The sequence below is a fragment of the Paenirhodobacter sp. genome, assembly GCF_050177655.1.
In the GTDB taxonomy this organism is placed as follows: Bacteria; Pseudomonadota; Alphaproteobacteria; order Rhodobacterales; family Rhodobacteraceae; genus Rhodobacter.
On record NZ_JBFXGV010000024.1, the window covers coordinates 1 to 25,708 of the forward strand.

Genomic DNA, 25,708 nt, shown 5'->3' on the forward strand with positions numbered 1-25,708 from the left:
AACGCCATCCTTTCCAAAGTGCCGAAATATCCCGGGGGAATTGGCCGCAGGCCAAGGGGGCGGAGCCCCGCCTGCGCAGGGGGGCAAAAGCCGCAATTCTGACGGGAGCGTGAGCGGGGCATTTCCCGCCCCGTCGCGCCTTGCCATTGCGGGGGGGCGCGGCTAGGGTGCGCGCCGAAAACCGGGACCAGATCCCCAAGGCCCTAACGAAAGGACCAGCCATGTTCGTTACCCCCGCATTCGCGCAAGCCGCAGGTGGTGCCCCCGGCGGCATCGCCGCCTTCGGGCAGTTCCTGCCGATCGTCCTGATCTTCGCGATCATGTATTTCCTGATGATCCGCCCGCAGCAGAAGAAGGCCAAGGAGCACAAGCTCATGGTCGAGCAGCTGCGCCGCGGCGACCAGGTGATCACCCAGGGCGGCATCATCGGCAAGGTGAGCCACGTCAAGGAAGACGGCGAGCTCGAGATCGAGATCGCGCCGAACGTCAAGGTGCGGGTGGTGAAATCGACGATCGTCCAGGTTCTGTCGAAGACCGAACCCGCCGCGCAATCGAACTGAAACCTTCGCACTGACAGGGGGCGCCGCGATGCTCCAGATCCCGCTTTGGAAGCGCGTCATCATCCTCGGCCTGTGTCTGATCGGGCTGGCGATGGCGGCGCCGAACCTGTTCTACTCGCGCGTCGAGGGGCATAACGACGCCGTCGCCGCCGAGGAAAAGACCGGCGCGCTGACCGATGCGCAGGCGGTGGCGAAGGCGGGCTGGCCCGACTGGCTGCCCTCCGGCCTCGTCAACCTCGGCCTCGATCTGCGCGGCGGCGCGCATCTGCTCGCCGAGGTGCATCTGAGCGAGGTCTACAAGGCGCGGATGAACGCGCTCTGGCCCGAGGCGCGCAAGGCGCTTGCGGCCGAGCGCGCCACCATCGGCTCGATCCGCCGCGTGCCCTCGCCCGAGGACGAGCTGCGGATCCAGATCGGCGAACCCTCCCAGATCGCGAAGGCGGTCGAGATCGCGAAATCGCTCGCGAGCCCGGTCGTCACGCTCACCGGCGTCGGCCAGACCGACCTCGACGTCACCGGGCAGGGCGACACGATCACCATCAAGCTCAGCCCCGCCGAGCAGACCGCGACCGACGACCGCACGATGCAGCAATCGCTCGAGATCGTGCGCCGCCGCGTCGATGCCGCCGGCACCCGCGAGCCGACGATCGTGCGTCAGGGCGCCGACCGGATCCTGATCGAGGTGCCCGGCATCGGTTCGGCCGCCGAGCTGAAGGCGCTGATCGGCACAACCGCGAAGCTGACCTTCCATCAGGTCGTCGGCCGCGGTTCGAACCCGAACGCGCCGGCGGGCGCGGGCAACATGATCCTGCCCGACGCAAATACGCAGGGGATTTACTACACGCTCGACGACGTGCCGGTCGTGACCGGCGACGAGCTGACCGACGCGCGCCCCGACACCGATCAGAACGGCTATCCCGCGGTCGCCTTCCGCTTCAACCCGACGGGGGCGCGGCAATTCGGCGATTTCACCGCGAACCACGTCGGCGAGCCCTTCGCCATCGTGCTCGACGGCAAGGTGATCTCGGCGCCGGTGATCCAGACCCATATCGGCGGCGGCTCGGGCATCATCACCGGCCATTTCACCGTGCAGGAGGCGACCGATCTTGCGCTCCTGCTGCGCGCGGGCGCGCTGCCCGCCGGCATGACCTTCCTCGAGGAGCGCACGATCGGCCCGGAGCTCGGCCAGGACAGCATCGACGCCGGCCGCGTCGCCGCGGGCGTGGGCTTCGGCCTCGTCGTGCTTTACATGATCGCCTCCTACGGGCTTTTCGGCACTTTCGCCGCGATCGCGCTGACCGTGAACATCGGGCTCATCTTCGGCATCATGTCGATGATCGGCTCGACGCTGACGCTGCCCGGCATCGCCGGCATCGTGCTCACCATCGGCACCGCGGTCGATGCGAACGTGCTCATCTACGAGCGCATCCGCGAGGAGCTGCGCACCGCCAGGGGGCCGGCGCGGGCGATCGAGCTTGGCTATGAAAAGGCGATGTCGGCGATCATCGACGCCAATATCACCACGCTGATCACCGGTGTGATCCTCTTCGTGCTGGGCGCGGGCCCGGTGCGCGGTTTCGCTGTGACGCTGATCATCGGCATCGTCACCTCGGTCTTCACCGCGATCTACGTCACCCGTCTGATGGTCACCGCCTGGTTCGCCTGGCGCCGGCCGAAGACGATCGTGCTTTAAGGGGGACGCGACATGGCATTCCGTCTGCATCTGGTTCCGGCCCACACCACTTTCGACTTCTTCAAGCACCAGTATCTGACCTTCGGCGCCTCGGTGGTGGCGGTGATCCTCTCGATCATCCTGCCGATCGTGATGGGGCTGAACTTCGGCATCGACTTCCGCGGCGGCACCACGATCCGCACCGAATCGACGCAGGCCGTCGACATCGCCGCTTATCGCAAGGCGATCGCGCCGCTCGATCTGGGCGATGTCGCGATCACCGAGGTCTTCGATCCGAACTTCCGCGAGGATCAGCATGTCGCGATGATCCGCATCCAGGCGCAATCGGGCGCCGAGGCGATCACGCCGGAGACGATCGACAAGGTGCAGGCCGCGCTGCAGACGGTCGACCCGGCGGTGAAGTTCATCTCCACCGAAAGCGTCGGCCCGAAGGTCTCGGGCGAGCTGATCTGGACCGCGATCTGGTCGGTGCTGGCCGCGACCGCCGCGATCGTCGTCTATGTCTGGGTGCGCTTCGAATGGCAATATTCGATCGGCGCGCTCGCCGCGCTCGTGCATGACGTGGTGCTGACGGTGGGGCTCTTCGCGCTCTTCCAGATCAAGTTCGACCTGACGATCATCGCCGCGCTGCTCACGATCCTCGGCTATTCGATCAACGACACCGTCGTGGTGTTCGACCGGCTGCGCGAGAACCTGATCAAATACAAGACGATGCCGCTCAAGGACGTGATGAACCTCTCGGTGAACGAGACGTTGAGCCGCACCGTGATGACCTCGGGCACCACGCTGATCGCGCTTTTGTCGCTCGTCATCCTCGGCGGCGACGTGATCCGCGGCTTCACCATGGCGATGACCTGGGGCGTGATCACCGGCACCTATTCCTCGGTCTTCGTGGCGAAGAATATCGTGCTTTTCATCGGTCTCGACCGGAACAAGAAAAAGCAGGATCCGGCCGAGATGATCTTCGGCGAGAAGGCCGGCGATGCTGAATGAGACGAATTTCGGCGCGTCGCTGCCGGTGGACGGCTACGGCCCGGGGTTCTTCCGGGTCGGCGGCGCGGTGCATCGCGGCGCGCTGCTGATCCGCGCAGAGGAGGCCCGCGGCTGGGGCGGCTATGACGATCTCGAGCCGCTGCTGGCGCTCGAAGGCGTCGTCGACGTGCTCTTCGTCGGCACCGGTGCCGAGATCGCCTATCTGCCGAAACCTTTCGTGCGCGCGCTCGAGGCGAAGGGCGTGATGTGCGAGCCGATGGCGACGCCCTCGGCCGCGCGCACCTATAACGTGCTTCTGAGCGAGGGGCGCCGCGTCGCCGCCGCGCTTTTGCCGATGCCGGGCGAGGTGCAAGCGTGAGCCTGCTCGCCGTCGCTGACCTTACCGTCACCCGCGGCGGCCTGCCGGTGCTCGAACATCTGACATTTTCCCTCGATGCGGGGCGGGCGCTCGTGCTGCGCGGCCCGAACGGCATCGGCAAGACGACGCTGCTGCGCACGCTCGCCGGGCTGCAGCCGGCGCTCGCCGGTCGGGTCTCGATGCCGCCCGAGGCGATGGCCTATGCCGCCCATGCCGACGGGCTGAAGGGCACGCTTTCGGTCGCCGAGAACCTGCGCTTCTGGGCTGCGGTCTATGCGACGGGCGACATCGAGCCCGCGCTCGAGCGGATGAACCTGCGCGCCCTGCGCGACCGCGCCGCGATGAGCCTTTCGGCCGGGCAGAAGCGCCGCCTTGGCCTCGCGCGCCTTCTCGTCACCGGCCGCCCGATCTGGGTGCTCGACGAGCCGACCGTCTCACTCGACGTGGCCTCCGTCGCGCTTTTCGCCGAGGCGGTGCGCGCCCATCTCGCGCAGGGCGGTGCCGCGCTGATGGCCACCCATATCGAGCTTGGCCTCGCCGAGGCCGAGGTGCTCGACCTCGCCCCCTTCAAGGCGCGCCCCCCCGAGGAGGGCGGGTTCAAGGGCCAGTTCGACGAGGCTTTCCTGTGATGCGCGGCGCCTGTGATATCGGTCGGATGCCTCCGGCGGGGATATTTGACCACTTTGGAAAACGGAGTCTCGTTTCCAAAGTGCATAAATATCCCCCGCGGAGCGTCCGCACCCTCCAATCGTGGGAGGGCCGGGCATGATCGCGCTTCTGCTGCGGGATCTGCGGCTCGCGGTGCGAGCCGGGGGCGGCTTCGGCCTTGGCCTGGCCTTCTTCCTGATCGTGGTGACGCTCGTGCCCTTCGGCGTCGGGCCGGAAAGCGGCATTTTGGGGCGCATCGCCGGGGGCATCCTCTGGCTCGGCGCGCTGCTTGCCTGTCTGCTCTCGCTCGACCGGATCTTCGCGCTCGATTTCGAGGATGGCTCGCTCGATCTGCTCGCCACCGCGCCGATCCCGCTCGAGGGCGTCGTCACGATGAAGGCGCTCGCGCATTGGATCACCACCGGCCTGCCGCTGGTGCTCGCCGCGCCGGTCTTCGGCGTGCTCCTGAACATGCCGGGGCCCGCCTATGTCTGGCTCACGCTCTCGCTCGCGCTTGGCACGCCGGCGCTTTCGGTGCTGGGCACATTTGGCGCGGCGCTCACCGTCGGGCTCAAGCGCGGCGGGTTGTTGCTTTCGCTCCTCGTGCTGCCGCTTTATGTGCCGACGCTGATCTTCGGCGCCGAGCTCGTGCGCCGCGGGGCCGAGGGCTCGGCCACGCAGGTGCCGCTTTTGATGCTGGCCGGCATCACCGCCGCCACCATCGCCGCCGTGCCCTTCGCCTCGGCCGCGGCGATCCGGATCAACCTGCGCTAGCTTGACCAGCGTCAATTGGTCATGGCGCAAACCATGGCAAACACGATAGTGAATTGAGCGCGCGCAACAGGAAGGTATGAAAGACCCATGTCGATCTGGGAATATGCCAACCCCGTCAAGTTCATGAAGACCTCCTCCTACGCCCTGCCCTGGGTGGTGGGGCTGGCGGCGGTCTGCATGGTCACCGGCCTCGTCTGGGGCTTCTTCTTCACGCCGGCCGCCGATGAGTTCGGCGCGACGGTGAAGGTGATCTATGTCCATGTGCCCTCGGCGATGATGGCGATCAACATCTGGGCGATGATGCTCGTCACCTCGCTCATTTGGCTCATCCGCCGCCACCATGTCTCGGCGCTCGCCGCCAAGGCCGCCGCGCCGATCGGCATGGTGATGACGGTGATCGCGCTGATCACCGGGGCGATCTGGGGCCAGCCGATGTGGGGCACCTGGTGGGCCTGGGATCCGCGGCTGACCTCCTTCCTGATCCTCTTCCTCTTTTACCTCGGCTACATGGCGCTCTGGTCGGCGATCGACAATCCCGACACCGCGGCCGATCTCACCGGCGTGCTTTGCCTCGTCGGCTCCGTCTTCGCGCTGCTGAGCCGCTATGCGGTGCTCTTCTGGAACCAGGGGCTGCACCAGGGCGCGACGCTGAGCATGGACAGCCAGCAGCACATCGCCGATGTCTACTGGTTCCCGCTGCTCGTCTGCATCGCGGGGTTCATCCTCTTCTTCGTGGCGCTGGTGCTGTTGCGCACCCGCACCGAGATCCGGGCGCGCCGGCTCAAGGCGCTCGAACAGCGGGAGCGCATGGCATGATCCCCGACATGGGTAAATATACGGTCACGGTGCTTGGCGCCTATGGCGCGACGATCGTGCTTCTGCTCGGGCTTGTCGCGCTCACGCTCTGGCGTGGCGCCAAGGTCAAACGCGCGCTTGCCGCGCAGGAAGAACGGATGAAGAAGAATGGCTAAGCCCCTGATGTTTCTGCCGCTGATCGTGATGGCGGGCTTTGTCGGCGCGAGCTTTTGGGCGATGCAGCGACAGGACCCGAATGCGATGCCCTCGACCTTCGTCGGCCGAGCCGCGCCCGCGGTCGAGATCCAGCCGCTCGGCGAGGCGAAGGGCTTCACCGATGCCGATCTGCGCGACGGCAAGATCAAGCTCGTGAACTTCTGGGCCTCCTGGTGCGCGCCCTGCCGGGTCGAGCATCCGAACCTGAAGAAGCTCTCCGAGGACGGGGTCGAGATCTACGGCGTGAACTGGAAGGACACGCCGGAAAAGGCACTCGGCTTCCTTGCGGAAATGGGTGATCCCTTCGCCGCGATCGGGCAGGATCCCTCGAACAAGATGGGCATCGACTGGGGCGTCGCCGGCGTGCCCGAGACCTTCGTCGTCGATGGCGAGGGCACGGTGCTCGCCCGTATCGCCGGCCCGCTCACCGATGCGGTGATCGAGGCGCAGGTCGATCCGCTGCTTGCCGGCGAGGGCGAGTGATCGCACCGCCCGGCGGGTTAATGCAGCTTGCCGGGCTTTGGCATCTTCTCCATCCGCGCCCAGTCGGGCCACCAGCCCAGCGCGTCGAGCCCCCAGATCGCGAGCGCGATCGCCAACACCACGGCGCCGATGATCACCCGCTGCATCGAGGGCGGGCGGCGCGACCAGCGCGCCATCCGCATCAGCCAGGTGAGGTTCACGCCTCACCCTCGTCGAGGAATTTTACCGTGCCGATGAAGGGCAGGTTGCGGTGGTTCTGTGCGAAATCAAGCCCATAGCCCACGACGAATTCGTCGGGGATCTCAAACCCGGTCCAGCGCCCATGCACGTCGACCTCGCGCCGCGAGGGCTTGTCGAGCATCGCGCAGCATTCGATCCGGCGCGGGTGGCGTGCGCGCAGAAGCTCCATCACCTTGGAAATCGTGTGGCCGGTGTCGATGATGTCCTCGACGACGAGCACGTCGCGCCCGCCGATATTGCCGCGCAGATCCTTCAGGATGCGGACCTCGCGGGTCGAGGTCGTCTCGTTACCATAGCTCGAGGCCTCGAGGAAATCGACCTCGCAGGGCACGCCGATCTCGCGGATCAGGTCGGCGATGAAGACGAAGGAGCCGCGCAGCAGGCCGACGACGACAAGCCGGTCGGTATCGGCGAAGGCCTCGGTGATCTCGGCGCCAAGCGCCTCGACGCGGGCGGCGATCGCCTTCGCGGAAATCATCTGGTCGATCTGGTAGCGTTGCGACATCCGATCCCTCTCAATCCGCCCCGTTTCGGTCGCAGGGCCTTGCATTATCGTGCCGGTTTATCGCAACAAGGGGGGCAGGAAAAGACACGGGCGGAGCGATGCCGACACATTCCGAAACGCGGGTGATGCCTTATTCGGCACAGCAACTTTATGATCTCGTGGTCGATGTCACGCGCTACCCGGAGTTCCTGCCGTGGAATTCCGCGGCACGGGTGCGGTCGCGCAAGCCCGGCGCTGTGCCCGGCACCGAATTGCTCGAAGCGGATCTGGTGATCTCCTTCAAGGTCTTCCGCGAGAAGTTCGGCTCGCGCGTGACGCTTGATCCCGCGGCGCGGCGCGTCGAGACGGAATATCTCGACGGGCCGTTCAAATACCTGAAAAGCTGGTGGAAATTCACGGACCTGCCGGAGGGCGGCGCGAATGTCGAGTTCTTCGTCGATTTCGAGTTCCGCAACGCGATCCTGCAAAAGGTGATCGGCGTCGTCTTCGAGCAGGCGATGCACCGGATCGTCAAGGCTTTCGAGGATCGCGCCGCGGTGCTTTACGGCAAGACCGCCTAGGCGCTGCGGGTCGTCACAAGTGCCTGCGCGAGGAGCGCGAGCGCATGATCGCGCGCGGCGCTGCGCACATTCGGGCGACCCAGCGCGCCGAATTCCACCGTTTCCACCTGCGTCCTTTTGCCCGTCTGTGCGAGGCCGAAGCAGACGCGCCCCTCGGGCTTGAACTCCGACCCACCGGGCCCGGCGATGCCGGTGATCGCGACGGCGAGCGTCGCGCGGCTGTGGGCGAGGGCGCCCTCGGCCATCTCGCGGGCGACTTCCTCGGAGACCGCACCGACGGCCGCAAGGGTTTCGGCGCGCACGCCGAGCATCTCGCGTTTGGCCTCGTTCGAATAGGTGACGAAGCCGCGCTCGAAAACGTCCGACGAGCCGGGGATGTCGGTGAGCGCCGCGGCGACCATGCCGCCGGTGCAGCTTTCGGCCGTGGCGATGCGGGCGCCCTGCGTGCGGGCGGCGGCGAGGATCTCTTCCGGGCTCATCGCATCATCACCCCGTGATAGAGGCCGGCGAGGATCACGGTGATGATCCCCGCGAACAGCCCCGCCCAGAGATCGTCGAGCATCACGCCCGCCGCATCGCCGCGCCGGTCCGCGCGGCCCACAAGCCAGGGCTTCCAGATGTCGAAGAGGCGGAAGAGCAGGAAGGCCGCGACCGGGCCGGGCCAGACCATCGGCACGTCGCGCATCCAGAAGCCCATCGCGGGGAAGAGGAGCGCGAGCCATTGCCCCGCGACCTCGTCGATCACGATCTCGCCCGGGTCGTCGCCGGGGCGGTCCTTCAGCTCCTGCCCCACGGTGTAGAAGCCGAGCGCGGTGACGACGAGGGTCAGAATGGCGAGCACCGGAAAGCCCGCGTGGCCCAGGAAATGCTCGATCGCCCAGCCGACCAGCACCGCGACAAGCGAGCCCCAGGTGCCCGGCGCGGGTTTCAGATGGCCGACGTAAAAGGCGGTGTTGATCGCGTGGAACATCTCACTCTCCGATCAGGGTCGCGGTGGCGAGGGCGGCGATGCCCTCCTCCCGCCCGGTGAAGCCGAGCCGCTCCGAGGTCGTCGCCTTCACCGAAACGCGGTCGGGCGCGATGCCGATGATGCGGGCGAGCTCTGCCGCCATGGCGAGCGCATGCGGCCCGACCTTCGGGCGCTCGCAGACGAGCGTGACATCGACGTTCGAGATGCGATAGCCCTTCTGCGCGGCCAGTTTCGCGGCGTGATCGAGAAAGATCCAGCTCGCCGCGCCCTTCCATTGCGGATCGGAGGGCGGGAAGTGGCGGCCGATATCGCCCTCGGCCAGCGCGCCATAGATCGCGTCGGTGAGCGCATGCATGCCGACATCGGCGTCGGAATGGCCAAGCAGCCCCTTGGAATGGGACACTTTCACGCCGCAAAGCCAGACGTGGTCGCCCTCGCAGAAGGCATGCACGTCATAGCCGTTGCCAAGCCTCACATCCATTTCCGGTCCTTTCCGCGCCGCGATGATCGCCGCCGCGCGGGCGAAATCCTCGGCATAGGTGAGTTTCAGATTGTCTTCCGAGCCGGGGGTGATCGCAACCGCGAGCCCCGCCGCGCGCGCGACCTCGACATCGTCGGCGGCGTTGCCCGGATGGGCGCGATGCGCGGCGAGGATCTGAGGAAAGCGAAAGCCCTGCGGTGTCTGCGCGCGGAAAAGCCCCTCGCGGCTTTCGGTGCCCGCGACCATGCCCTCGCGCCCGCGCCAGAGCGCGTCGGTGACGGGCAGGGCGGGCGCCGCAGCCGGATGGGGGACGAGCGCGGCGAGAACGCCCTCGATCACCGCGCGCGGCACGAGCGGACGCGCGCCGTCGTGAATGAGCACACGGGTGACGTCGGAGCCCTCGAGCGCCTCGAGCGCCGCGCGCACCGAGGCGTCGCGCGTCGCGCCGCCCGCGATCAGCGTGACGCTGCCGCCGAACAGGTCGAGCCCGCGCAGCATGTCCTCGGGGTGGAGCACCACGAGCACGCGCGCAAACCCGGCAAAGGCCGCCACCGTGCGCGCGAGCACCGGCTGCCCGGCGAGATCGCGCCACTGCTTGGGCAGGCCGCCGCCCGCCCGCGTGCCGCGCCCCGCCGCGACGATGATGACCGCATCCGTCATGCTCTCTCCTGCCTTGCCCAAGGCTTAGGGCAGGACGGGCGGGGGTGCAATCTCCGGGGCAAACCGCGGAATCCCGAAAGAGAGACGGGCTGTGCGATTAAATTTTATGCAGGTGCTGATTTTTGCCTCCGTTTTTGGGGGCGGTGAATTGAGATTCGCGTTCGAACGGTCTAGGTGCATAGCAAAGAAGCAAACTGGACCTGCCTTGACGATCACGCTCGACTCATTCCGGCTCGATCCGCCGGTGCTGCTCGCCCCGATGGCGGGAATCACCGATCTGCCGTTCCGGCGGATGGTGGCGCGTTTCGGCGCCGGTCTCGTCGTGTCCGAAATGGTCGCGAGCGGCGAGATGCTGACCGCGAAACCCTCGGTGCGGGCGAAGGCGCGCAGCGAGCTTGGCCTTGATCTGCCCTCTTCGGTGCAGCTCGCCGGGCGCGAGGCGCGGCCGATGGCCGAGGCCGCGAAGATCGTGGCCGACATGGGTGCGCGGATCATCGACATCAACATGGGCTGCCCGGCGAAGAAGGTGACCGGCGGGCTGTCGGGCGCGGCGCTGATGCGCGACCCGGACCATGCGCTCGGCCTGATCGAGGCGGTGGTGGGCGCGGTCGATCTGCCGGTGACGCTCAAGATGCGGCTCGGCTGGGATGACGACAGCCGCAACGCCGCCGAGATCGCGCGGCGGGCGGAGGCGGCGGGGGTGCGGATGATCGTGATCCACGGCCGCACCCGGATGCAGTTCTATCAGGGCAGCGCCGACTGGGGCGCGATCGCCGCGGTGACGCAGGCGGTCTCGGTGCCGGTGGTGGCGAATGGCGACATCATCGACGCGGGATCGGCGCGCAGGGCGATGGCGGAAAGCGGCGCGCAGGGCGTGATGGTCGGGCGCGGCGCGCAGGGCGCCCCCTGGCGGCTGGCCGGGATCGGTGCCGCGCTGTTTGGCGCGCCGGCGCCGGACGTGCCGCGGGGCGCCGAACTTTGTGATTTGATTTCAGAGCATTACGAGGCGATCCTCGGGTTTTACGGCCGTGACATCGGGCTGCGCCTCGCGCGCAAGCATCTTGGCTGGTATGCCGAGGAGGCGGGCGGAGCGGCGCTGGCGCTGCGCCCGCAGATGATGGTTTCGGCGACGCCCGAGGCGACGCTTGCGCTGATCCGCGCGGGGTTTTCCGACACCGCGCCGCAGCCCGGGGAGGCCGCCGCATGAATCTTCCGCCGCCAGGCATCATCTGGAGTTCGCTGCCGGTTCCGGCGCTGCTGATCGACGGCACCGACCGGGTGATCGAGGTCAACCCGGCCGCCGAGCTTTTCCTCAACCTCTCGGCCAAGGCGCTCAAGGGCCATGTTCTGGGCGAGCGGCTGGCGATCTCGGCGCCGCTCGAGGAGATCTTCTCGCGGGTGCGCAAGAACCGCTCGGGCCTCTTCGTCAACGACATCGAGGTGACCACCGGGGAAAAGGCGCCGGTGCAATGCAACCTGCAGGCCGCGCCGCTCGGCGAGGATCCGGACACGGTGCTTTTGCTGATCTCGCCGCGCGAGCTGGCCGACCGGCTGGGCCGCGCCTCGATGGTGAAATCGGCGGCGCGTTCGGCGATCGGCATGGCCGAGATGCTCGCGCATGAGATCAAGAACCCGCTTGCCGGCATCGCCGGGGCGGCGCAACTTCTGAGCATGAACCTCAAGGGCGACGATCTCGAACTGACCGATCTGATCGTCGACGAGACGCGGCGGATCGTGAAGCTGCTCGAACAGGTCGAGCAGTTCGGCAATGTCCGCCCGCCCGAGAAGAAGGCCGTCAACCTGCATGACGTGCTCGACCGCGCGCGCAAATCGGCGGCGGTGGGCTTCGGTCTGCACATGACGATCCTCGAGGATTACGACCCCTCGCTGCCGCCGACGCTCGGCGATGCCGACCAGCTGACGCAGGTGTTTCTGAATCTTCTGAAAAATGCGGCGGAGGCCTCGAAGGGCGAGGGCACGATCCGGATCCGCACCTTCTACGACTACGCGCTGCGCCTGCGCCGGCCCGATGGCGGCGGCAAGGCGCTGCCCCTGCAGGTCGAGATCATCGACGACGGCCCGGGGATCCCGCCCGACATCGCCGCGGTGATCTTCGAGCCCTTCGTGTCGGGGCGCGAGAATGGCACCGGGCTTGGCCTCGCGCTCGTATCGAAGATCATTTCCGATCATGACGGCTGGATCTCGGTCGATTCAGTCCCGGGGAGGACGGTGTTCCGGATCTCCCTTCCGATCGCCCCCAAGGAGAGCTGACCGATGGATGGCACCGTTCTTGTCGCCGATGACGACCGCACGATCCGCACCGTGCTCACCCAGGCGCTGACGCGCGCGGGGTGCAAGGTGCACGCCACCGCCTCGCTGATGACGCTGATGCGCTGGGTCGAGGAGGGGAAGGGCGATCTGGTGATCTCCGACGTGGTGATGCCCGACGGCAACGGGCTCGAGGCGCTGCCGCGGATCGCGCGCGAGCGGCCGGGCCTGCCGGTGATCGTGATCTCGGCGCAGAACACGATCATGACCGCGATCCAGGCGGCCGAGGCGGATGCCTATGACTACCTGCCGAAGCCCTTCGACCTGCCCGATCTGATGAAACGCGCGGCCCGCGCGCTCGAGCTCAAGCGCAAGGCGCAGGTGATCTCGAAAGTGGTCGAGCCGACCCGGACCGAGGGCACCGATCTGCCGCTCGTCGGGCGCACCGCGGCGATGCAGGCGCTGTATCGCCTTGTCGCGCGGGTGATGAACGCCGATCTGCCGGTGCTGATCCTGGGCGAGTCGGGCACCGGCAAATCGCTGATCGCGCGGGCGATCCATGATTTCTCCGACCGCCGCACGCTGCCCTTCGTGGTGGCGCAAGCGGCCGATCTGACCGGCGCCGAGGGGCCCTCGACGTTGCTCGCACGCGCGAAGGGCGGCTCGCTCGTCTTCGACGAGGTGGGTGATTACGACGACGAGACCCAGGGCCGCATCGTGCGCATGCTCGACGCGCTGCCCGACCCCGCGCCGCGGATCATGGCGACGACGCAGGTCGATCTTTCGGCGCTGATGGAGGCGGGCAAGTTCCGCCAGGATCTGTTCTATCGCCTCGGCGGCGTGACCCTCGCGGTGCCCGCGCTGCGCGAGCGGGTCGAGGACATTCCGCTCCTCGCCGAGCATTTCCTCACCCGCGCCGAGCGCGACGGCCTTGGCACGCGGCGGTTTTCCCCGGAGGCGCTGGCGCTCGTGCGCGCCTATGCCTGGCCGGGCAATGTCCGCCAGCTCGAGAATACCGTGCGCCGCCTCGTCGTGACCTCCTCGGAGGAGGAGATCACCCGCGCCGAGGTCGAATTCGTGCTCGGCAATCAGCCGGCGGTGGAGCCGCTGCGTTCGGGCGGCGAGGGCGAGAAGCTTTCCGCCTCGATCGCGCGGCATCTGCGGCGCTATTTCGATCTGCATGGCGGAAACCTGCCGCCGCCCGGTCTTTACGACCGGATCCTGCATGAAATGGAGGCTCCGCTGATCGAAATCGCGCTCGATGCGACCGGCGGAAATCAGGCCAGATGTGCGGATCTGCTGGGCATCAACCGCAATACCTTGCGCAAGAAGATCACCGATCTGGATATTCAGGTGACACGGCGACGCAAACTGATGTAAACCGGCAACAGGGGCTTGTGGCAAATCCGTCCCATCGGATTCGGCCACGGGCGGTTGCCGGGGGGCTTTCGTGCAGGGCACGATGCAGAGCACAGCTTGGGATCGTCTGGCGCGGCTGCGCCGGCAAAAGCGCGTGCAGAATGCCTTCGCGCTTGGCCTTACCGTGCTGGGCCCGGTGCTGGCGGTGGGCACTTTCACCGTGCTCGGGCCGATGGGGCAGGGCGCCGATTCGACCTCGCTGCGACTGATCCTGCTCGCCGATTTCATCTATTTCCTGCTCTTGGCCGGGCTGATCGTGATGCGGCTCGTGCAGATGCTGGCGGCGCGGCGCGCCCGCGCCTCGGGCTCGCGGCTCACGCTGCGGCTTACCGCGGTCTTCGCCGGCATCGCGCTGGTGCCGACGATCCTCGTCGCGCTTTTCGCCGGGCTCACCGTGAACATCGGGCTCGAGGGCTGGTTCTCCGACCGGGTGCGCTCGGTCGTTGGCACCTCGCTTTCCGCCGCCGAAGCCTATCAGGACGAACACCGCCGCGATCTCGTTTCCGATGCCGAGGCGCTCGCGGGCTTTCTCAACCTGCGCCGGCAGGCGGCGACCTTCATGTCCGACGGCGATCTGCGCGAGCTGCTCGTCACCGGGCAGCAGGGCATCCAGCGCGGGCTGAAAGAGGCCTATGTCATCGACGGCATCGGCGAGATCGTCGCGCGCGGCGACCGGTCCTATCTCTTCGATTACGAGAAACCGGCGCCCGAAAAGATCGTCGAGGCCGGCAAGGGCGGCACCGTTCTGATCGAGGACTGGCCGAATTCCGAATTCCGCGCGCTGATCCGGCTCGACGCCTTCGTCGACCGCTACCTCTACGTGTCGCGCAAGGTCGACGGCAAGATCCTCTCGCTGCTCGATTCGACGCGCGAGACGGTGCATCTCTACCAGCAGCTCGAGGCGAGCCGCGGCCGGGTGCTGTTCGAATTCGGCCTCGTCTACATCGGCTTCGCGCTGATCCTGATCCTCGCCGCGGTCTGGATCGGGCTGTGGTTCGCCGAGCGGCTCTCGCGCCCGATCGGGCGGCTGGCGAGCGCGGCCGAGCGCGTCGGCGCCGGCGATCTCGACGCGCGGGTGATCGAGGAGCAGGGCGACGACGAGATCGCCACCCTTGGCCAGGTCTTCAACCGGATGACGCGGCAGCTCAAGACGAGCCACGAGGCGCTCGTCGCCTCCCACCAGGAGACGGAGGAGCGCCGGCGGCTCTTCGATTCGGTGCTCGGTTCGGTCACCTCGGGGGTGATCGGCCTTGACGCGGAGGGGCGGCTCGACTTCGTCAACCGCTCCGCGGTGCGGCTTCTCGAACTCGTTCCCGCGCGGGAACACAGCCGCTCCCTGGGTGAGACCGTTCCGGAATTCTCGAACCTTTTCGAGCGGTTGCGCGACGGTCTTCATCCTGTCGTGCAAGAAGAGGTGCGGGTCTCGCGCGGCGGGCGGCTGGAAAGCCTGCTGGTGCGGATGGCCGTGCGGCGCAACGAAAGCGGCGTGCCCGAGGGCTATGTCGTCGCTTTCGACGACGTGACCGAGCTGGTTTCGGCGCAGCGGATGGCGGCCTGGGGCGATGTCGCGCGGCGCATCGCGCATGAGATCAAGAACCCGCTGACCCCGATCCAGCTTTCGGCGGAGCGGATCAAGCGCAAGTTCACCCGCCTCGTCGCCCCCGAAGAGGCCGAGACGCTCGACCAGCTCACCGGCGTAATCGTGCGTCAAACCAATGACTTGCGGCGCATTGTTGATGAATTTTCGCGGTTCGCGCGAATGCCGGAACCCGACCGGCGCGACCATGACCTCGCGAAGATCATGCATGACGCGGTGCTCCTGCAGGAGGGCGCGCTGCATGGCGCGACGCTCGTCGCCGATCTGCCCCCGGGGCCGGAGATCGTCGAACTCGATGCCACGATGATCTCCCAGGCGGTCACGAACCTTATCAAGAACGCCGGAGAAGCCATTGAAAGTCTTGTGGAAAAAGGCGCGCCCGACGGCTGGGAGCCGGAGGTCCGGGTGCAGATGGAGGCGGCGCCCGACGCGGTGCTGATCCGGATTTCCGACAATGGCATCGGCCTGCCGCCGGAACGCGCGCGGCTGTTTGAGCCCTATGTGACGACGCGCGCCAAGGGCACCGGCCTCGGCCTGCCGATCGTCAAGAAGATCATCGAGGAGCATGGCGGCACGCTCACGCTCACCGATGCGCCCCCCTTCACCCCCGGCGCGCATTGCGGCGCGCTGGCGGAGATCAGACTGCCGCGCGCCCGAACCGGCCCGCGCGCCATCAAGGACAGTGAGACATGAGTGACATTCTGATCGTCGACGATGAAAAGGACATCCGCGAGCTGATCTCGGAGATCCTGCAGGACGAGGGCTATGCCACCCGGCTCGCGGCGAATTCCGACGCCTGCATGGAGGAGATCAACCGCGAGGCGCCGGCGCTGATGATTCTCGACATCTGGCTGAAGGACAGTCGGATGGACGGCATCGACATCCTGAAATCGGTGAAGCGCGACAATCCCGACATCCCGATCATCATCATCTCGGGCCATGGCAACATCGAGATCGCCGTCGCCGCGATCAAGCAGGGCGCCTATGACTTCATCGAGAAGCCGTTCAACATCGACCAGCTGATGGTGGTGATCTCGCGCGCGATGGAGACGGCGCGGCTGCGGCGCGAGAATTCGACGCTGCGCCGGCGCGACCTGCACGCGGGCGAGATGCTCGGCGCCTCGGCGGCCTTCCGCAAGCTCAAGGACCAGCTCGACAAGGTCACGCGCTCGAACGGGCGGGTGATGCTCACCGGCGAGCCGGGCTCGGGCAAAGAGACCGCGGCGCGCTTCGTGCATCAGCATTCGAGCCGCGCCTCGGCGCCCTTCGTCACCGTCAACTCCGCCTCGATCGCGGCGGAGCGGATGGAGGAGGTGCTGTTTGGCCGCGAGACCACCGAGCGCGGGGTCGAAAAGGGGCTGCTCGAACAGGCCCATGGCGGGGTGATCTATTTCGACGAGGTGGCGGAGATGCCGCCCGGCACGCAGTCGAAGATCCTGCGCGTGCTGACCGAGCAGCAGTTCACCCGGGTGGGCGGCGCCGACAAGGTGCGCGTCGATCTGCGGGTGATCTCCTCGACCACGCGCGATCTGGCGACCGAGATCGCCGCCGGCCGGTTCCGGCAGGAACTCTTCGACCGGCTCAACGTGGTGCCGATCGCGGTGCCGCCGCTGAGCGAACGGCGCGAGGATGTGCCGCTGCTCGCCGCGCATTTCATCGAGGCTTTCAACACCACCCAGGGCCTGCCCGCGCGCGAGATTTCCGAGGAGGCGGCGGCGACGCTGCAGACGATGGACTGGCCGGGCAATATCCGCCAGCTGCGCAATGTGATCGAGCGGGTGCTGATCCTCGGAGAGGGGGCGGGCCCGATCGAGCCGCGCGAACTCCCGGGCGAGGCGCCGGCGGCGGAGGAAGGGCGCATCGTGCTGGCCGGTCAGCTCGCCGCGCTGCCGCTGCGCGAGGCGCGCGAGCTTTTCGAGAGGGAATATCTGCTCACCCAGATCAACCGCTTCGGCGGCAATATCTCGCGCACCGCGAATTTCGTCGGCATGGAGCGCTCGGCGCTGCACCGCAAGCTGAAATCGCTCGGCGTCGTCACCTCGGCGAAGGCCGGCGGCCGCGTCGCCCATCTCGAGGACGAAGACGAGGACGAAGAGGTCTGAGCGGCGCGCCCGTGGCGCCTGCGGCCGCTCCGCGGGGAGTATTTTCGCCAAGAAGAAGCTGCGGGTTTTTTCTTGGCCCAAATACTCCCGCCGGAGGCGTTCTCCGCTGCGGTCTTGCGCGGTGCGGGGGGTGAGGCAGGGCGATTGACCCTCTCCCGCGGGCCAATTAGAACGGGGCTTGCGGCCAGTCGGAGGGCAGAATGAAGGTCATCATCTGTGGCGCGGGGCAGGTCGGCTGGCAGATCGCGCGCCATCTCGCGGGCGAGCGCAACGACGTCACCGTCGTCGACAGCAACCCGGAACTGGTGCGCCGCGCCTCCGATCTGCTCGACGTTCAGGGGGTGGTGGGCTTCGCCTCGCATCCCGATGTGCTCGAACGCGCCGGCGCGCGCGACTGCGACCTGATCATCGCCGCCACCCATTCCGACGAGGTCAACATGGTGACCTGTCAGGTGGCGCAATCGGTCTTTGGCGTCACCCGCAAGATTGCCCGGATCCGCGCGCAGACCTATCTCGCGCCGCAATATGCCGATCTCTACCGTCGCGATCACCTGCCGATCGACGTCGTCATCAGCCCCGAGCGCGAGGTGGCCGAGGCCGCGCTGCAGCGCCTTTCCGCCCCCGCGACCTTCGACACCGAAAGCTTCCTCGGCGGCAAGGTGCAGCTTCTGGGGATCGCGCTCGATGCCGATTGCCCGGTGCTGAACACGCCGCTGCGCCAGCTGACCGATCTGTTTTCCACGCTGCGCGCGATCGTCGTCGGCGTGCGGCGCGAGGGGCGGCTTTTCGCGCCCGAACCCGGCGATCAGCTTTTCGCCGAGGACCAGGTCTATGTCTTCGCGATCAACGAGGACGTGAACCGCACGCTCGAGATCTTCGGCAAGGCGACGAAGAAGCAGGAGCGCATCGTCATCATCGGCGGCGGCAATGTCGGGCTTGGCGTCGCCCGCGCGCTCGAGGCGCGTTCGGACCGGATGCGCGCGAAGATCATCGAAAAGAACCGCGCCGTCGCCGAACGCGCGGCCGATGCGCTCGAACGCACGATCGTGCTCAATGGCGACGGGATGAGCATCGAACTGCTCGAGGAGGCGAATATCGAGCGCGCCGATGCCGTGCTTGCCGTCACCGACGACGACAAGACGAATATCCTCGTCGCGGTGCGGGCAAAGCAGGCGGGCTGCCGGATGGCGATCAGCCTTGTCAACGATCCGACGCTGGTGCCGCTGATGGCGCCCTTGGACATCGACGCCTATATCAACCCGCGCGCGACGACGGTCAGCTCGATCCTGCGCCACATCCGCCACGGCAAGGTGCGCGGCGTCTATTCGATCGGCGACGCCGAGGCTGAGGTGATCGAGGCGGTGGTGCTTTCCACTTCGCCGATCGCCGGGCGGCTTTTGCGCGACATCGAATTCCCCGAAGGCGTGCTGATGGGCGCGCTGCTCAAGGGGGAGCGCGTGGTGAAGCCCGCGGGCGACACGAAGATCGACGACGGCGACGTGATCGTGCTTTTCGCGCTCGCCGCCGACGTGCCCGAGGTGGAGCGCCTGTTGCAGGTCTCCATCGACTTCTTCTGAGGCCGCGATGCTGCGCCGCCTCTCCGAGGTTCCGCTTTTCGTGCACCTGATGGCGATCGGGGCGGGGGCGATGTTCGTGCCCGCGCTGCACGGGTTTCTTTCGCGCGACTATGCGACGGCGCGGCCCTTCTTCTATTCGGGGCTGCTCTTCCTCGTGCTGAGCGCGCTCATCGCGCTCGCCACCGCGGCCAATCCGCCGGGGCACCGCGGGCGCAGCTACCTGCTCACCATGCTCGCGGCCTTCCTCGTGCTGCCGCTGATGCTCGCGATCCCGTTCAACGAGGCGGTGCGCGACACCGGGCTTTTCAACTCCTGGTGGGAAATGGTCTCCTCGCTCACCACCACGGGGGCCACGCTTTACGACCCGGCGCGCCTCGCGCCGAGCCTGCATCTGTGGCGCGCGCTGGTGGGCTGGATGGGGGGCTTCTTCATCCTGGTGATGGCGATCGCGGTGCTCGCGCCGATGCGGCTGGGCGGGTTCGAGATCTTCTTCGCGGGCGGCTTCGGCAATGGCGGCGGCGTCGCCCCCTCCTTCAACCGCGACGGCGCGGCCGAGCCGGGCGAGCGCATCGTGCATTTCGCGCGCGTGCTGTTCCCGCCCTATCTCGGCTTTACCGTCGCGCTCTGGATGCTGCTGATCATCGCCGGGGACGAGGCCTTTTCCGCGCTGCTCTTCGCGATGTCGACGCTTTCCACCTCGGGGATCAGCGGGCGGGTCTCGGTCGACACCGCGCCGGCGGGGCTTCTGGGGGAGGGGCTGATCTTCCTCTTCCTGATCCCCGCGCTCTCGCGCCGGCTCTGGCCCGGTGGGGGCGAGCTGCGCGCCTCCGAGCGGGTGCTCGACGATCCCGAGCTGCGCCTTGCCGCAGCGATCGTCGGGCTCGTCGCGGGCTTCCTTTTCCTGCGCCACTGGATCGCCGCGCTCGACGTGAACGCGCCGGTCACCGCCTTTCTCGCGGTGCTGCGCTCGCTCTGGGGCTCGACCTTCACCGCGCTGTCCTTCCTCACCACCACCGGGTTCGAAAGCGCGAGCTGGGACGATGCGCGGCACTGGTCGGGGCTTGGCACGCCGGGGCTGATCCTCGCCGGGCTCGCGATCACCGGCGGCGGCATCGCCACCACCGCGGGGGGGGTGCGGCTCCTGCGCGTCTATGCGCTTTTGCGCCACGGCGAGCGCGAGCTGAACAAGCTCGTGCATCCGACCTCGATCGCGGGCGGCGGGCCGGTGGCGCGCCACCTGCGCCGCGAGGGCGCCTATATCGCCTGGATCTTCTTCATGCTCTTCGCCTTCTCGATCGCGGGAGTGATGGCCGCGGTCTCGATGGCGGGGCTGAGTTTCGAGCCGGCCTCGATCCTCTCGATCGCGGCGCTCTCGAACACCGGCCCGCTCGCCGCCGTCGCCGCCGACACGCCGCTGAGCTGGGCCGCGCTGAGTGCGCCGACCAAGGTTCTGCTCGCGATGGCGATGGCGCTTGGCCGGCTCGAGACGCTGGCGATCATCGCCTTGTTCAATCCGGAATTCTGGCGCGCCTAGACGCAACATTCTGTCCCGCACGCGCTGCGCGCGCTAACGAACTGAATTTGGGGCTGGAAACTTCCCCGCCCTTGCGCATACTGAGTCGCAGGGAGCGAAAGCAGCCCGGCGCGACAGGAACATACGACTATAAAGGCATAAGAATAATGGCTGCCGACAAACAAAACCTGCAGGACGCATTCCTGAACCATGTCCGGAAGACGAAGGTTCCGGTGACGATCTTCCTGATCAACGGGGTGAAGCTGCAGGGCGTCATCACCTGGTTCGACAATTTCTGCGTGCTTCTGCGCCGCGACGGGCAATCGCAGCTCGTCTACAAGCATGCGATTTCCACGATCATGCCCGGCCAGCCGATCTCGCTTTACGAGGGCGAAGACTGAGCGATCCGGTCCTTTCCCGCGAGCGTCCGACGCGCGCCTATGTGCTGCACCCCGATCTGAAGGAGGCGCAGGCCAGACGGCTGCCCGAACACCGCCTCGCCGAGGCGGTGTCGCTGGCGGGCGCGCTGCCCGACCTCGAGGTGGTCGGGGCCGATGTCGTGCGCCTGCCGAAACCCCATGCGGGGCATCTCTTCGGAACCGGAAAACTTCAGGAAATCAAACAGAAGCTCGGCGATCTTGAAGTGGATCTGGTGCTGGTCGACGGGCCGGTGAGCCCGGTGCAGCAGCGCAACCTGGAAAAGGAATGGGGGGTGAAGCTCCTCGACCGGACCGGGCTGATCCTCGAGATCTTCGCCGATCGCGCCCGCACCCGGGAAGGTGTGCTGCAGGTGGAACTCGCCGCGCTCAGCTATCAGCGCACGCGGCTCGTGCGCGCCTGGACCCACTTGGAGCGGCAACGCGGCGGCTTCGGCTTCGTCGGTGGCCCGGGCGAGACGCAGATCGAGGCCGACCGGCGCGCGATCGACGAACAGGTGATCAAGATCCGCCGCCAGCTTGCGAAAGTGGTGAAAACGCGCGAGCTGCACCGCGCCGCGCGGCGCAAGGTGCCGTTCCCGATCGTCGCGCTCGTGGGCTATACCAACGCCGGAAAGTCCACGCTTTTCAACCGGATGACCGGGGCGGACGTGCTCGCGAAGGACATGCTCTTCGCGACGCTCGACCCGACGATGCGCGGCATCACGCTGCCCTCGGGGCGCAAGGTGATCCTCTCGGACACGGTGGGTTTCATCTCCGACCTGCCGCACGAACTCGTCGCCGCCTTCCGCGCCACGCTCGAAGAGGTGCTGGAGGCCGATCTGATCCTGCATGTGCGCGACATTTCCCACCCCGAGACCGAGGAACAGGCCGAGGACGTCGGCGAGATCCTCGAATCCCTCGGCGTCGCCGAGGATGTGCCGCTGATCGAGGTCTGGAACAAGGTCGATGCGCTCTCGCCCGAGATCCGCGCGGCGCTCGCCGTGCAGGACGCGCGGCGCGGCGACATTCAGGCGGTCTCGGCGCTCACCGGCGAGGGGCTCGACGCGCTCACCGCCGCGATCGAAAGCCGGCTCGGCGAGGAACGGCTCGACGAGGTGCTGAACCTGCTCTTTGCCGAGGGCCGCGCCCGCGCCTGGCTGCACGAACAGAACGTCGTGCGCTCGGAGCGCGAGACGAAGGACGGCTGGGAGATCGCGGTGAACTGGTCGACGAGCCAGCGGCAACGGTTCCGCGCACTCTGACGCGGCGTGCCCGTGGCAGGCCGCGTCTGAGTATTTTTGCCAAGAAAAAACGATATCAGTGCCTTGCGAGGCGAAGCTCAGAAATCACTTGAAGTGATCTCGGCCTTTTCCTGGTCCAAATACTCACCTTGCACGGGGCGCGTCCCGGGGCTCAGTTGCCGCTTTCGCCCGAGGGTTCCAGCCGCGTGATCCCCGAGGCCGCGGCACGCGCAAGCTCGGGATCGAGCGACATCGGAACATATTCGCCACGCCGCCAGAGCTCGGAAAGATCGTCGTAATGGCGACTCAGCGGATGGCCCGACTGGCCGGTCGCGATGATGAAGACCGAGCTGTCGGGATCGGCGAAATCATAGACGCCGCGATAGCCCGCGCCGCGCACATTGGCGAAGGGATTCGGCCCGCTGCCGGCGGTCAGCCCGCGGTTCAGCGTGAAATCGCCGCCCGAGGTCGATTGCCGGATGTTCATCACCCATTTCAGCAGCGGCGTGCGGCCGAGCACCTCGTGATCATGGGTCGCCTCATGCGCGTCGCCCCAGCGCCAGCTCTCGATATTCGGCCCGTATTTCGCCTTCAGCTCGAGCAGCGCCTCGTCGAGCGAGATCCGCGCGATATCGGTGCAGGTCTCGACCGGGGCCGATTGCAGCACGTCGCACCAGCGGCTCGCGCCCTGCGTATTGCGGAAGACGCGCTCGATGAAGAGCGGTTCGAGATGGGGGAAGGCGCTGGCGAGCGGGCCGAGCTCGTCGCGGATCAGCCGGTTCTGCAGCGAGCGCATCCAGGCGGCGTAGATCAGCGGCTCGGGCAGGTGTTCGTTCATGTCGCCGTCCCAGGCGGCGAGCAGTTCGAGCGCGCGCTGGCGCAGCCGTTCGGGCGTGCCGTCGGGGGCGGCCTCGCCGGTGAACCACAGATCCTTGCCGACGAGCGGCAGGAGCCCGCGGGCGGCGGGGGAAACGGTGTCGAGCTGCGCGGCGATGAAGCTTTCGCGCGAATGCACCTCGCGCTCGCCCATCAGGCGCGTCAGGCGCTGCACGCGCTGGCTGTCGCCCCAGTCGAAGCTGACATGGTTCGGGAAGGGGCGGTCGACGGTCTTGTTGTTGGTGTTGATCACGATCCCGCCCTGCGGGTCGAGGAAGCGCGGGTTCTCGGCATAGGGCATCCGGCCCTGCCAGCGGTTGACCGCCTCCCAGCCGGGCGAGGGCATCCGCCCCTGCGTCAGATGCGCGGGGTCGCGCTTCGGGATCGCGCCGGCGGTGACCATGCCGACGCCGGTCTCATCGGCGAGGATCAGGTTCTCGGCCGGGGCGATGAAACCCTCCGCCGCATCGACCGCCGCGCCCAGGCTGCCCGCCTGCATCAGCGCGAGCCCCGCGCTCATCGTGGTGTCGGCGGGGTCGAGCGCGGTCCAGTTCAGGCTCATGACATCGCCGGGCGGCGTCACCGTGGCGAGGTCGAAATGCCCGTTCGGCAGCACCGGGCCGTTTTCCGTCCAGCGCAGGGTGAGGGTGACCGGCGCGGCATCCTTCACCTCGATGATCGCGCGGCGGGTGTCGAAGCGCTTCCAGCCCGCGGGGGTGCGGTAGCGTTCGGGATCGGAGGGGTCGAGCTCCTCGATATGCAGATCCTGGTCGTCGACATAGGCGGCGGTGATGCCCCAGCCCAGCTTCGCGTTGCGCCCGGTGAGGATCAGCGGAATGCCGGGGATGGTGGCGCCGATCACGCCACCCGATTTCAGCTCGAGCCGGGCGAGATACCACCAGGAGGGGGCGGTGAAGCTCAGATGCGGGTCATTGGCGAGCAGCGAGCCGCCCGCGGCCGAACGCCCCGGCGCGGCGGCGAAGGCGTTCGAGGCGCCGGCCTCCTCGCGCGGCGAGAAGGGCGAGAGCGCGCCCTCGGCATCGGCTTCCTTGACCAGCCGCGGCAGGCCCGGGGCGATCTGCGCGTAATCGGGCAGCGCCGCGACGCCCTGGCCCGGCATGTCGGGCATCAGGTCGCGCAGCCAGTCCTGGCCCAGCATCGAGACCCGGGCGCGCAGCACCTCGTTTTGCAACTGGGAGGTCGATTCCGCCGCCATCAGCTTCAGCAGCGCGATCGAATCGGCGGGCGTCCAATAGGCGATATCGGCGTCGAAGAGGAAGAACTCCGGCGCGCCCCGGCCGAGCGCGCCCTTGTTCACCTGCTCGATCCAGGCGTTGACGCCGCGCGCATAGGCCTCGAGCGCGGCTTTCGTCTGCGCGTCCTGCGCTTCGAAGGATTTCACCGCCGCGCCGTAAAGATCGAGCCGGCGCATCAGCTCGTCGGTCTTCAGCGTGTCGGCGCCGAAGACCTCGCTCAGCCGGCCCTGCACCGTGCGGCGCAGCACCGTCATCTGCCAGAGCCGGTCCTGCGCATGGGCAAGGCCGAGCGCGAAGAAGACATCGGCGTCATTCGCGCCGAAGATATGGGGCACGTCCTCGGTCGAGCGCACGATCTCGACCGGCGCGCTTAGGCCCGAAACCCTATAGGTCGCGTTGTAATCGGGCAGCGAGCGCGCCGCGAAATACCAGGTGCCAAGCCCGGCCAGCACCAGCGCGAGGAGCGCGGCGGAGACAATACGGACCATCCAGCGGAAGAGCGTGTACATCGGCGATCTCGGCGTCTCGGGCGGGCTGAGGTTGACGGGGCAGACCGGGGCGTTACTAAGTCAGGCGAGATCAATGTTCAACGCGCGTTTCATCGCAAAAGCGGGAGGATGCCCATGGCACGGGTGGCGTTTCTGGGGCTCGGGGTGATGGGATACCCGATGGCGGGGCATCTTGTGGCGAAGGGGCATGAGGTCACGGTCTACAACCGCACCGCGGCGAAGGCCGAGGCTTGGGTTGCGCAGCATGGTGGCAGGGCGGCGGCCACGCCCGCGGCGGCGGCCGAGGGGGCCGATATCGTGATGGCCTGCGTCGGCAATGACGACGATCTGCGCGCCGTCTGCCTTGGCGGCGAGGGCGCTTTTGCCGGCATGCGCAAGGGCGCGATCTTCGTCGATCACACCACGGTTTCGGCGAAGGTCACGCGCGAGCTTGCGGGCATCGCCGCGCCGATGGGGCTTGGCTTTGTCGATGCGCCGGTCTCGGGCGGGCAGGCGGGGGCCGAGAACGGCGTGCTCACCGTGATGTGCGGCGGCTCGGAGGCCGATTACGCCGTGGCCGAGCCGGTGATCGCGGCCTTCGCCAAGGCCTGCCGCCGGATGGGCGAGAGCGGCGCCGGACAGCTGACCAAGATGTGCAACCAGATCGCGATCGCGGGCCTCGTGCAGGGGCTTTCCGAGGCGCTGCATTTCGCCGAAAAGGCCGGGCTGCCGATCTCCGACGTGGTCGAGGCGATCAGCCAGGGCGCGGCGGGCAGCTGGCAGATGTCGAACCGCTATCAGACGATGGAGGCGGGGAAATTCGACTTCGGTTTCGCCGTCGACTGGATGCGCAAGGATCTGGGTATCTGCCTTGCGACGGCGAACGAGACCGGGGCGAGCCTGCCGGTCACGGCGCTCGTCGATCAGTTCTACAAGGAGGTGCAGGCGATGGGCGGCAGCCGCTGGGACACTTCGAGCCTGATTGCGCGGCTGCGCAAGCTGAGCTGAGCTGCCCC

General features: G+C 67.5%; 26 protein-coding genes. 20 read left to right on the top strand and 6 right to left on the bottom strand.

What is annotated here, in order from left to right; genetic code table 11:
• Positions 1 to 221 precede the first annotated feature (221 nt).
• From yajC to AB7U46_RS10125, 9 genes are all read left to right on the top strand, one after another.
• Complete coding sequence (yajC, locus tag AB7U46_RS10085; protein WP_428336840.1) at positions 222 to 560, top strand: preprotein translocase subunit YajC; 339 nt, start codon at positions 222 to 224, stop codon at positions 558 to 560.
• 28 nt (positions 561 to 588) lie between these two features.
• Complete coding sequence (gene secD, locus AB7U46_RS10090; RefSeq protein WP_428336841.1) at positions 589 to 2,253, top strand: protein translocase subunit SecD; 1,665 nt, start codon at positions 589 to 591, stop codon at positions 2,251 to 2,253.
• 12 nt (positions 2,254 to 2,265) lie between these two features.
• On the top strand, positions 2,266 to 3,246 hold the full coding sequence (gene secF, locus AB7U46_RS10095; protein WP_428336842.1) for a protein translocase subunit SecF: 981 nt from the start codon (positions 2,266 to 2,268) through the stop codon (positions 3,244 to 3,246).
• Positions 3,236 to 3,604, top strand: coding sequence for an Mth938-like domain-containing protein (locus AB7U46_RS10100; RefSeq protein WP_428336843.1), 369 nt, complete (start codon positions 3,236 to 3,238; stop codon positions 3,602 to 3,604). The genes secF and AB7U46_RS10100 overlap by 11 nt, the downstream gene beginning before the upstream one ends.
• On the top strand, positions 3,601 to 4,233 hold the full coding sequence (ccmA, locus tag AB7U46_RS10105) for a heme ABC exporter ATP-binding protein CcmA (RefSeq protein ID WP_428336844.1): 633 nt from the start codon (positions 3,601 to 3,603) through the stop codon (positions 4,231 to 4,233). The genes AB7U46_RS10100 and ccmA overlap by 4 nt, the downstream gene beginning before the upstream one ends.
• 136 nt (positions 4,234 to 4,369) lie before the next feature.
• Entirely contained in the window at positions 4,370 to 5,026 is a 657-nt protein-coding gene (gene ccmB, locus AB7U46_RS10110) for a heme exporter protein CcmB (RefSeq protein WP_428336845.1), read from the top strand.
• 87 nt (positions 5,027 to 5,113) lie between these two features.
• Positions 5,114 to 5,842, top strand: a complete 729-nt coding sequence (locus AB7U46_RS10115; protein WP_428336846.1) for a heme ABC transporter permease — start codon at positions 5,114 to 5,116, stop codon at positions 5,840 to 5,842.
• Positions 5,839 to 5,997, top strand: coding sequence for a heme exporter protein CcmD (gene ccmD, locus AB7U46_RS10120; protein ID WP_428336847.1), 159 nt, complete (start codon positions 5,839 to 5,841; stop codon positions 5,995 to 5,997). Before AB7U46_RS10115 ends, ccmD begins: the two co-directional genes overlap by 4 nt.
• Positions 5,990 to 6,520, top strand: coding sequence for a DsbE family thiol:disulfide interchange protein (locus tag AB7U46_RS10125; RefSeq protein ID WP_428336848.1), 531 nt, complete (start codon positions 5,990 to 5,992; stop codon positions 6,518 to 6,520). The genes ccmD and AB7U46_RS10125 overlap by 8 nt, the downstream gene beginning before the upstream one ends.
• A 17-nt stretch (positions 6,521 to 6,537) precedes the next feature.
• On the opposite strand, the gene AB7U46_RS10130 is transcribed toward AB7U46_RS10125, so the two are convergent.
• Together AB7U46_RS10130 and hpt are read right to left on the bottom strand one after the other, a co-directional pair.
• On the bottom strand, positions 6,538 to 6,720 hold the full coding sequence (locus AB7U46_RS10130; RefSeq protein WP_428336849.1) for a hypothetical protein: 183 nt from the start codon (positions 6,718 to 6,720) through the stop codon (positions 6,538 to 6,540).
• A complete protein-coding gene (gene hpt, locus AB7U46_RS10135) occupies positions 6,717 to 7,265 on the bottom strand; it encodes a hypoxanthine phosphoribosyltransferase (RefSeq protein ID WP_428336850.1) in 549 nt (182 codons plus the stop codon). Before hpt ends, AB7U46_RS10130 begins: the two co-directional genes overlap by 4 nt.
• A gap of 98 nt (positions 7,266 to 7,363) precedes the next feature.
• Here hpt and AB7U46_RS10140 point away from each other — a divergent pair, with 98 nt between their 5' ends.
• On the top strand, positions 7,364 to 7,825 hold the full coding sequence (locus AB7U46_RS10140; protein ID WP_428336851.1) for a type II toxin-antitoxin system RatA family toxin: 462 nt from the start codon (positions 7,364 to 7,366) through the stop codon (positions 7,823 to 7,825).
• Here AB7U46_RS10140 and AB7U46_RS10145 read toward each other — a convergent pair.
• Genes AB7U46_RS10145 through AB7U46_RS10155 form a run of 3 tightly spaced genes read right to left on the bottom strand, consistent with a single transcriptional unit; the run spans position 7,822 to position 9,936 of the window.
• Positions 7,822 to 8,304 carry a CinA family protein gene (locus AB7U46_RS10145; RefSeq protein ID WP_428336852.1) on the bottom strand — a complete coding sequence of 161 codons (483 nt, stop codon included), beginning with the start codon at positions 8,302 to 8,304 and terminating at the stop codon, positions 7,822 to 7,824. The genes AB7U46_RS10140 and AB7U46_RS10145 overlap by 4 nt on opposite strands.
• Positions 8,301 to 8,795, bottom strand: a complete 495-nt coding sequence (locus AB7U46_RS10150; RefSeq protein ID WP_428336853.1) for a phosphatidylglycerophosphatase A family protein — start codon at positions 8,793 to 8,795, stop codon at positions 8,301 to 8,303. Before AB7U46_RS10150 ends, AB7U46_RS10145 begins: the two co-directional genes overlap by 4 nt.
• A 1-nt stretch (position 8,796) precedes the next feature.
• Positions 8,797 to 9,936 carry a bifunctional 2-C-methyl-D-erythritol 4-phosphate cytidylyltransferase/2-C-methyl-D-erythritol 2,4-cyclodiphosphate synthase gene (locus AB7U46_RS10155; RefSeq protein WP_428336854.1) on the bottom strand — a complete coding sequence of 380 codons (1,140 nt, stop codon included), beginning with the start codon at positions 9,934 to 9,936 and terminating at the stop codon, positions 8,797 to 8,799.
• Between the two features lie 259 nt (positions 9,937 to 10,195).
• Here AB7U46_RS10155 and dusB point away from each other — a divergent pair, with 259 nt between their 5' ends.
• The 9 genes from dusB (at position 10,196) to hflX (ending at position 22,093) form a co-directional block, all read left to right on the top strand.
• Positions 10,196 to 11,143: a tRNA dihydrouridine synthase DusB gene (gene dusB / locus AB7U46_RS10160; RefSeq protein ID WP_428336881.1), complete on the top strand. Its 948-nt coding sequence runs from the start codon at positions 10,196 to 10,198 to the stop codon at positions 11,141 to 11,143.
• On the top strand, positions 11,140 to 12,207 hold the full coding sequence (locus AB7U46_RS10165) for a two-component system sensor histidine kinase NtrB (RefSeq protein WP_428336855.1): 1,068 nt from the start codon (positions 11,140 to 11,142) through the stop codon (positions 12,205 to 12,207). The genes dusB and AB7U46_RS10165 overlap by 4 nt, the downstream gene beginning before the upstream one ends.
• A 3-nt stretch (positions 12,208 to 12,210) precedes the next feature.
• Complete coding sequence (locus tag AB7U46_RS10170) at positions 12,211 to 13,584, top strand: response regulator (protein ID WP_428336856.1); 1,374 nt, start codon at positions 12,211 to 12,213, stop codon at positions 13,582 to 13,584.
• Between the two features lie 82 nt (positions 13,585 to 13,666).
• Positions 13,667 to 15,913 carry an ATP-binding protein gene (locus AB7U46_RS10175; protein ID WP_428336857.1) on the top strand — a complete coding sequence of 749 codons (2,247 nt, stop codon included), beginning with the start codon at positions 13,667 to 13,669 and terminating at the stop codon, positions 15,911 to 15,913.
• Positions 15,910 to 17,322, top strand: a complete 1,413-nt coding sequence (locus AB7U46_RS10180) for a sigma-54-dependent transcriptional regulator (protein ID WP_428336858.1) — start codon at positions 15,910 to 15,912, stop codon at positions 17,320 to 17,322. The genes AB7U46_RS10175 and AB7U46_RS10180 overlap by 4 nt, the downstream gene beginning before the upstream one ends.
• Positions 17,323 to 17,522: 200 nt before the next feature.
• Entirely contained in the window at positions 17,523 to 18,899 is a 1,377-nt protein-coding gene (gene trkA / locus AB7U46_RS10185; protein ID WP_428336859.1) for a Trk system potassium transporter TrkA, read from the top strand.
• A gap of 7 nt (positions 18,900 to 18,906) precedes the next feature.
• On the top strand, positions 18,907 to 20,433 hold the full coding sequence (locus AB7U46_RS10190; RefSeq protein WP_428336860.1) for a potassium transporter TrkG: 1,527 nt from the start codon (positions 18,907 to 18,909) through the stop codon (positions 20,431 to 20,433).
• A gap of 146 nt (positions 20,434 to 20,579) precedes the next feature.
• The gene (hfq, locus tag AB7U46_RS10195; RefSeq protein WP_107323454.1) at positions 20,580 to 20,813 is read left to right on the top strand and encodes an RNA chaperone Hfq; all 234 of its coding nucleotides are present in this window, start codon (positions 20,580 to 20,582) and stop codon (positions 20,811 to 20,813) included.
• Positions 20,810 to 22,093, top strand: coding sequence for a GTPase HflX (hflX, locus tag AB7U46_RS10200; RefSeq protein WP_428336882.1), 1,284 nt, complete (start codon positions 20,810 to 20,812; stop codon positions 22,091 to 22,093). The genes hfq and hflX overlap by 4 nt, the downstream gene beginning before the upstream one ends.
• A gap of 151 nt (positions 22,094 to 22,244) precedes the next feature.
• Here the strand turns inward: hflX and AB7U46_RS10205 are convergent, their stop codons facing one another.
• Positions 22,245 to 24,713 carry a penicillin acylase family protein gene (locus tag AB7U46_RS10205; protein WP_428336861.1) on the bottom strand — a complete coding sequence of 823 codons (2,469 nt, stop codon included), beginning with the start codon at positions 24,711 to 24,713 and terminating at the stop codon, positions 22,245 to 22,247.
• A gap of 69 nt (positions 24,714 to 24,782) precedes the next feature.
• Here AB7U46_RS10205 and AB7U46_RS10210 point away from each other — a divergent pair, with 69 nt between their 5' ends.
• Positions 24,783 to 25,700: an NAD(P)-dependent oxidoreductase gene (locus AB7U46_RS10210; protein ID WP_428336883.1), complete on the top strand. Its 918-nt coding sequence runs from the start codon at positions 24,783 to 24,785 to the stop codon at positions 25,698 to 25,700.
• The last annotated feature ends 8 nt before the right edge of the window (positions 25,701 to 25,708 follow it).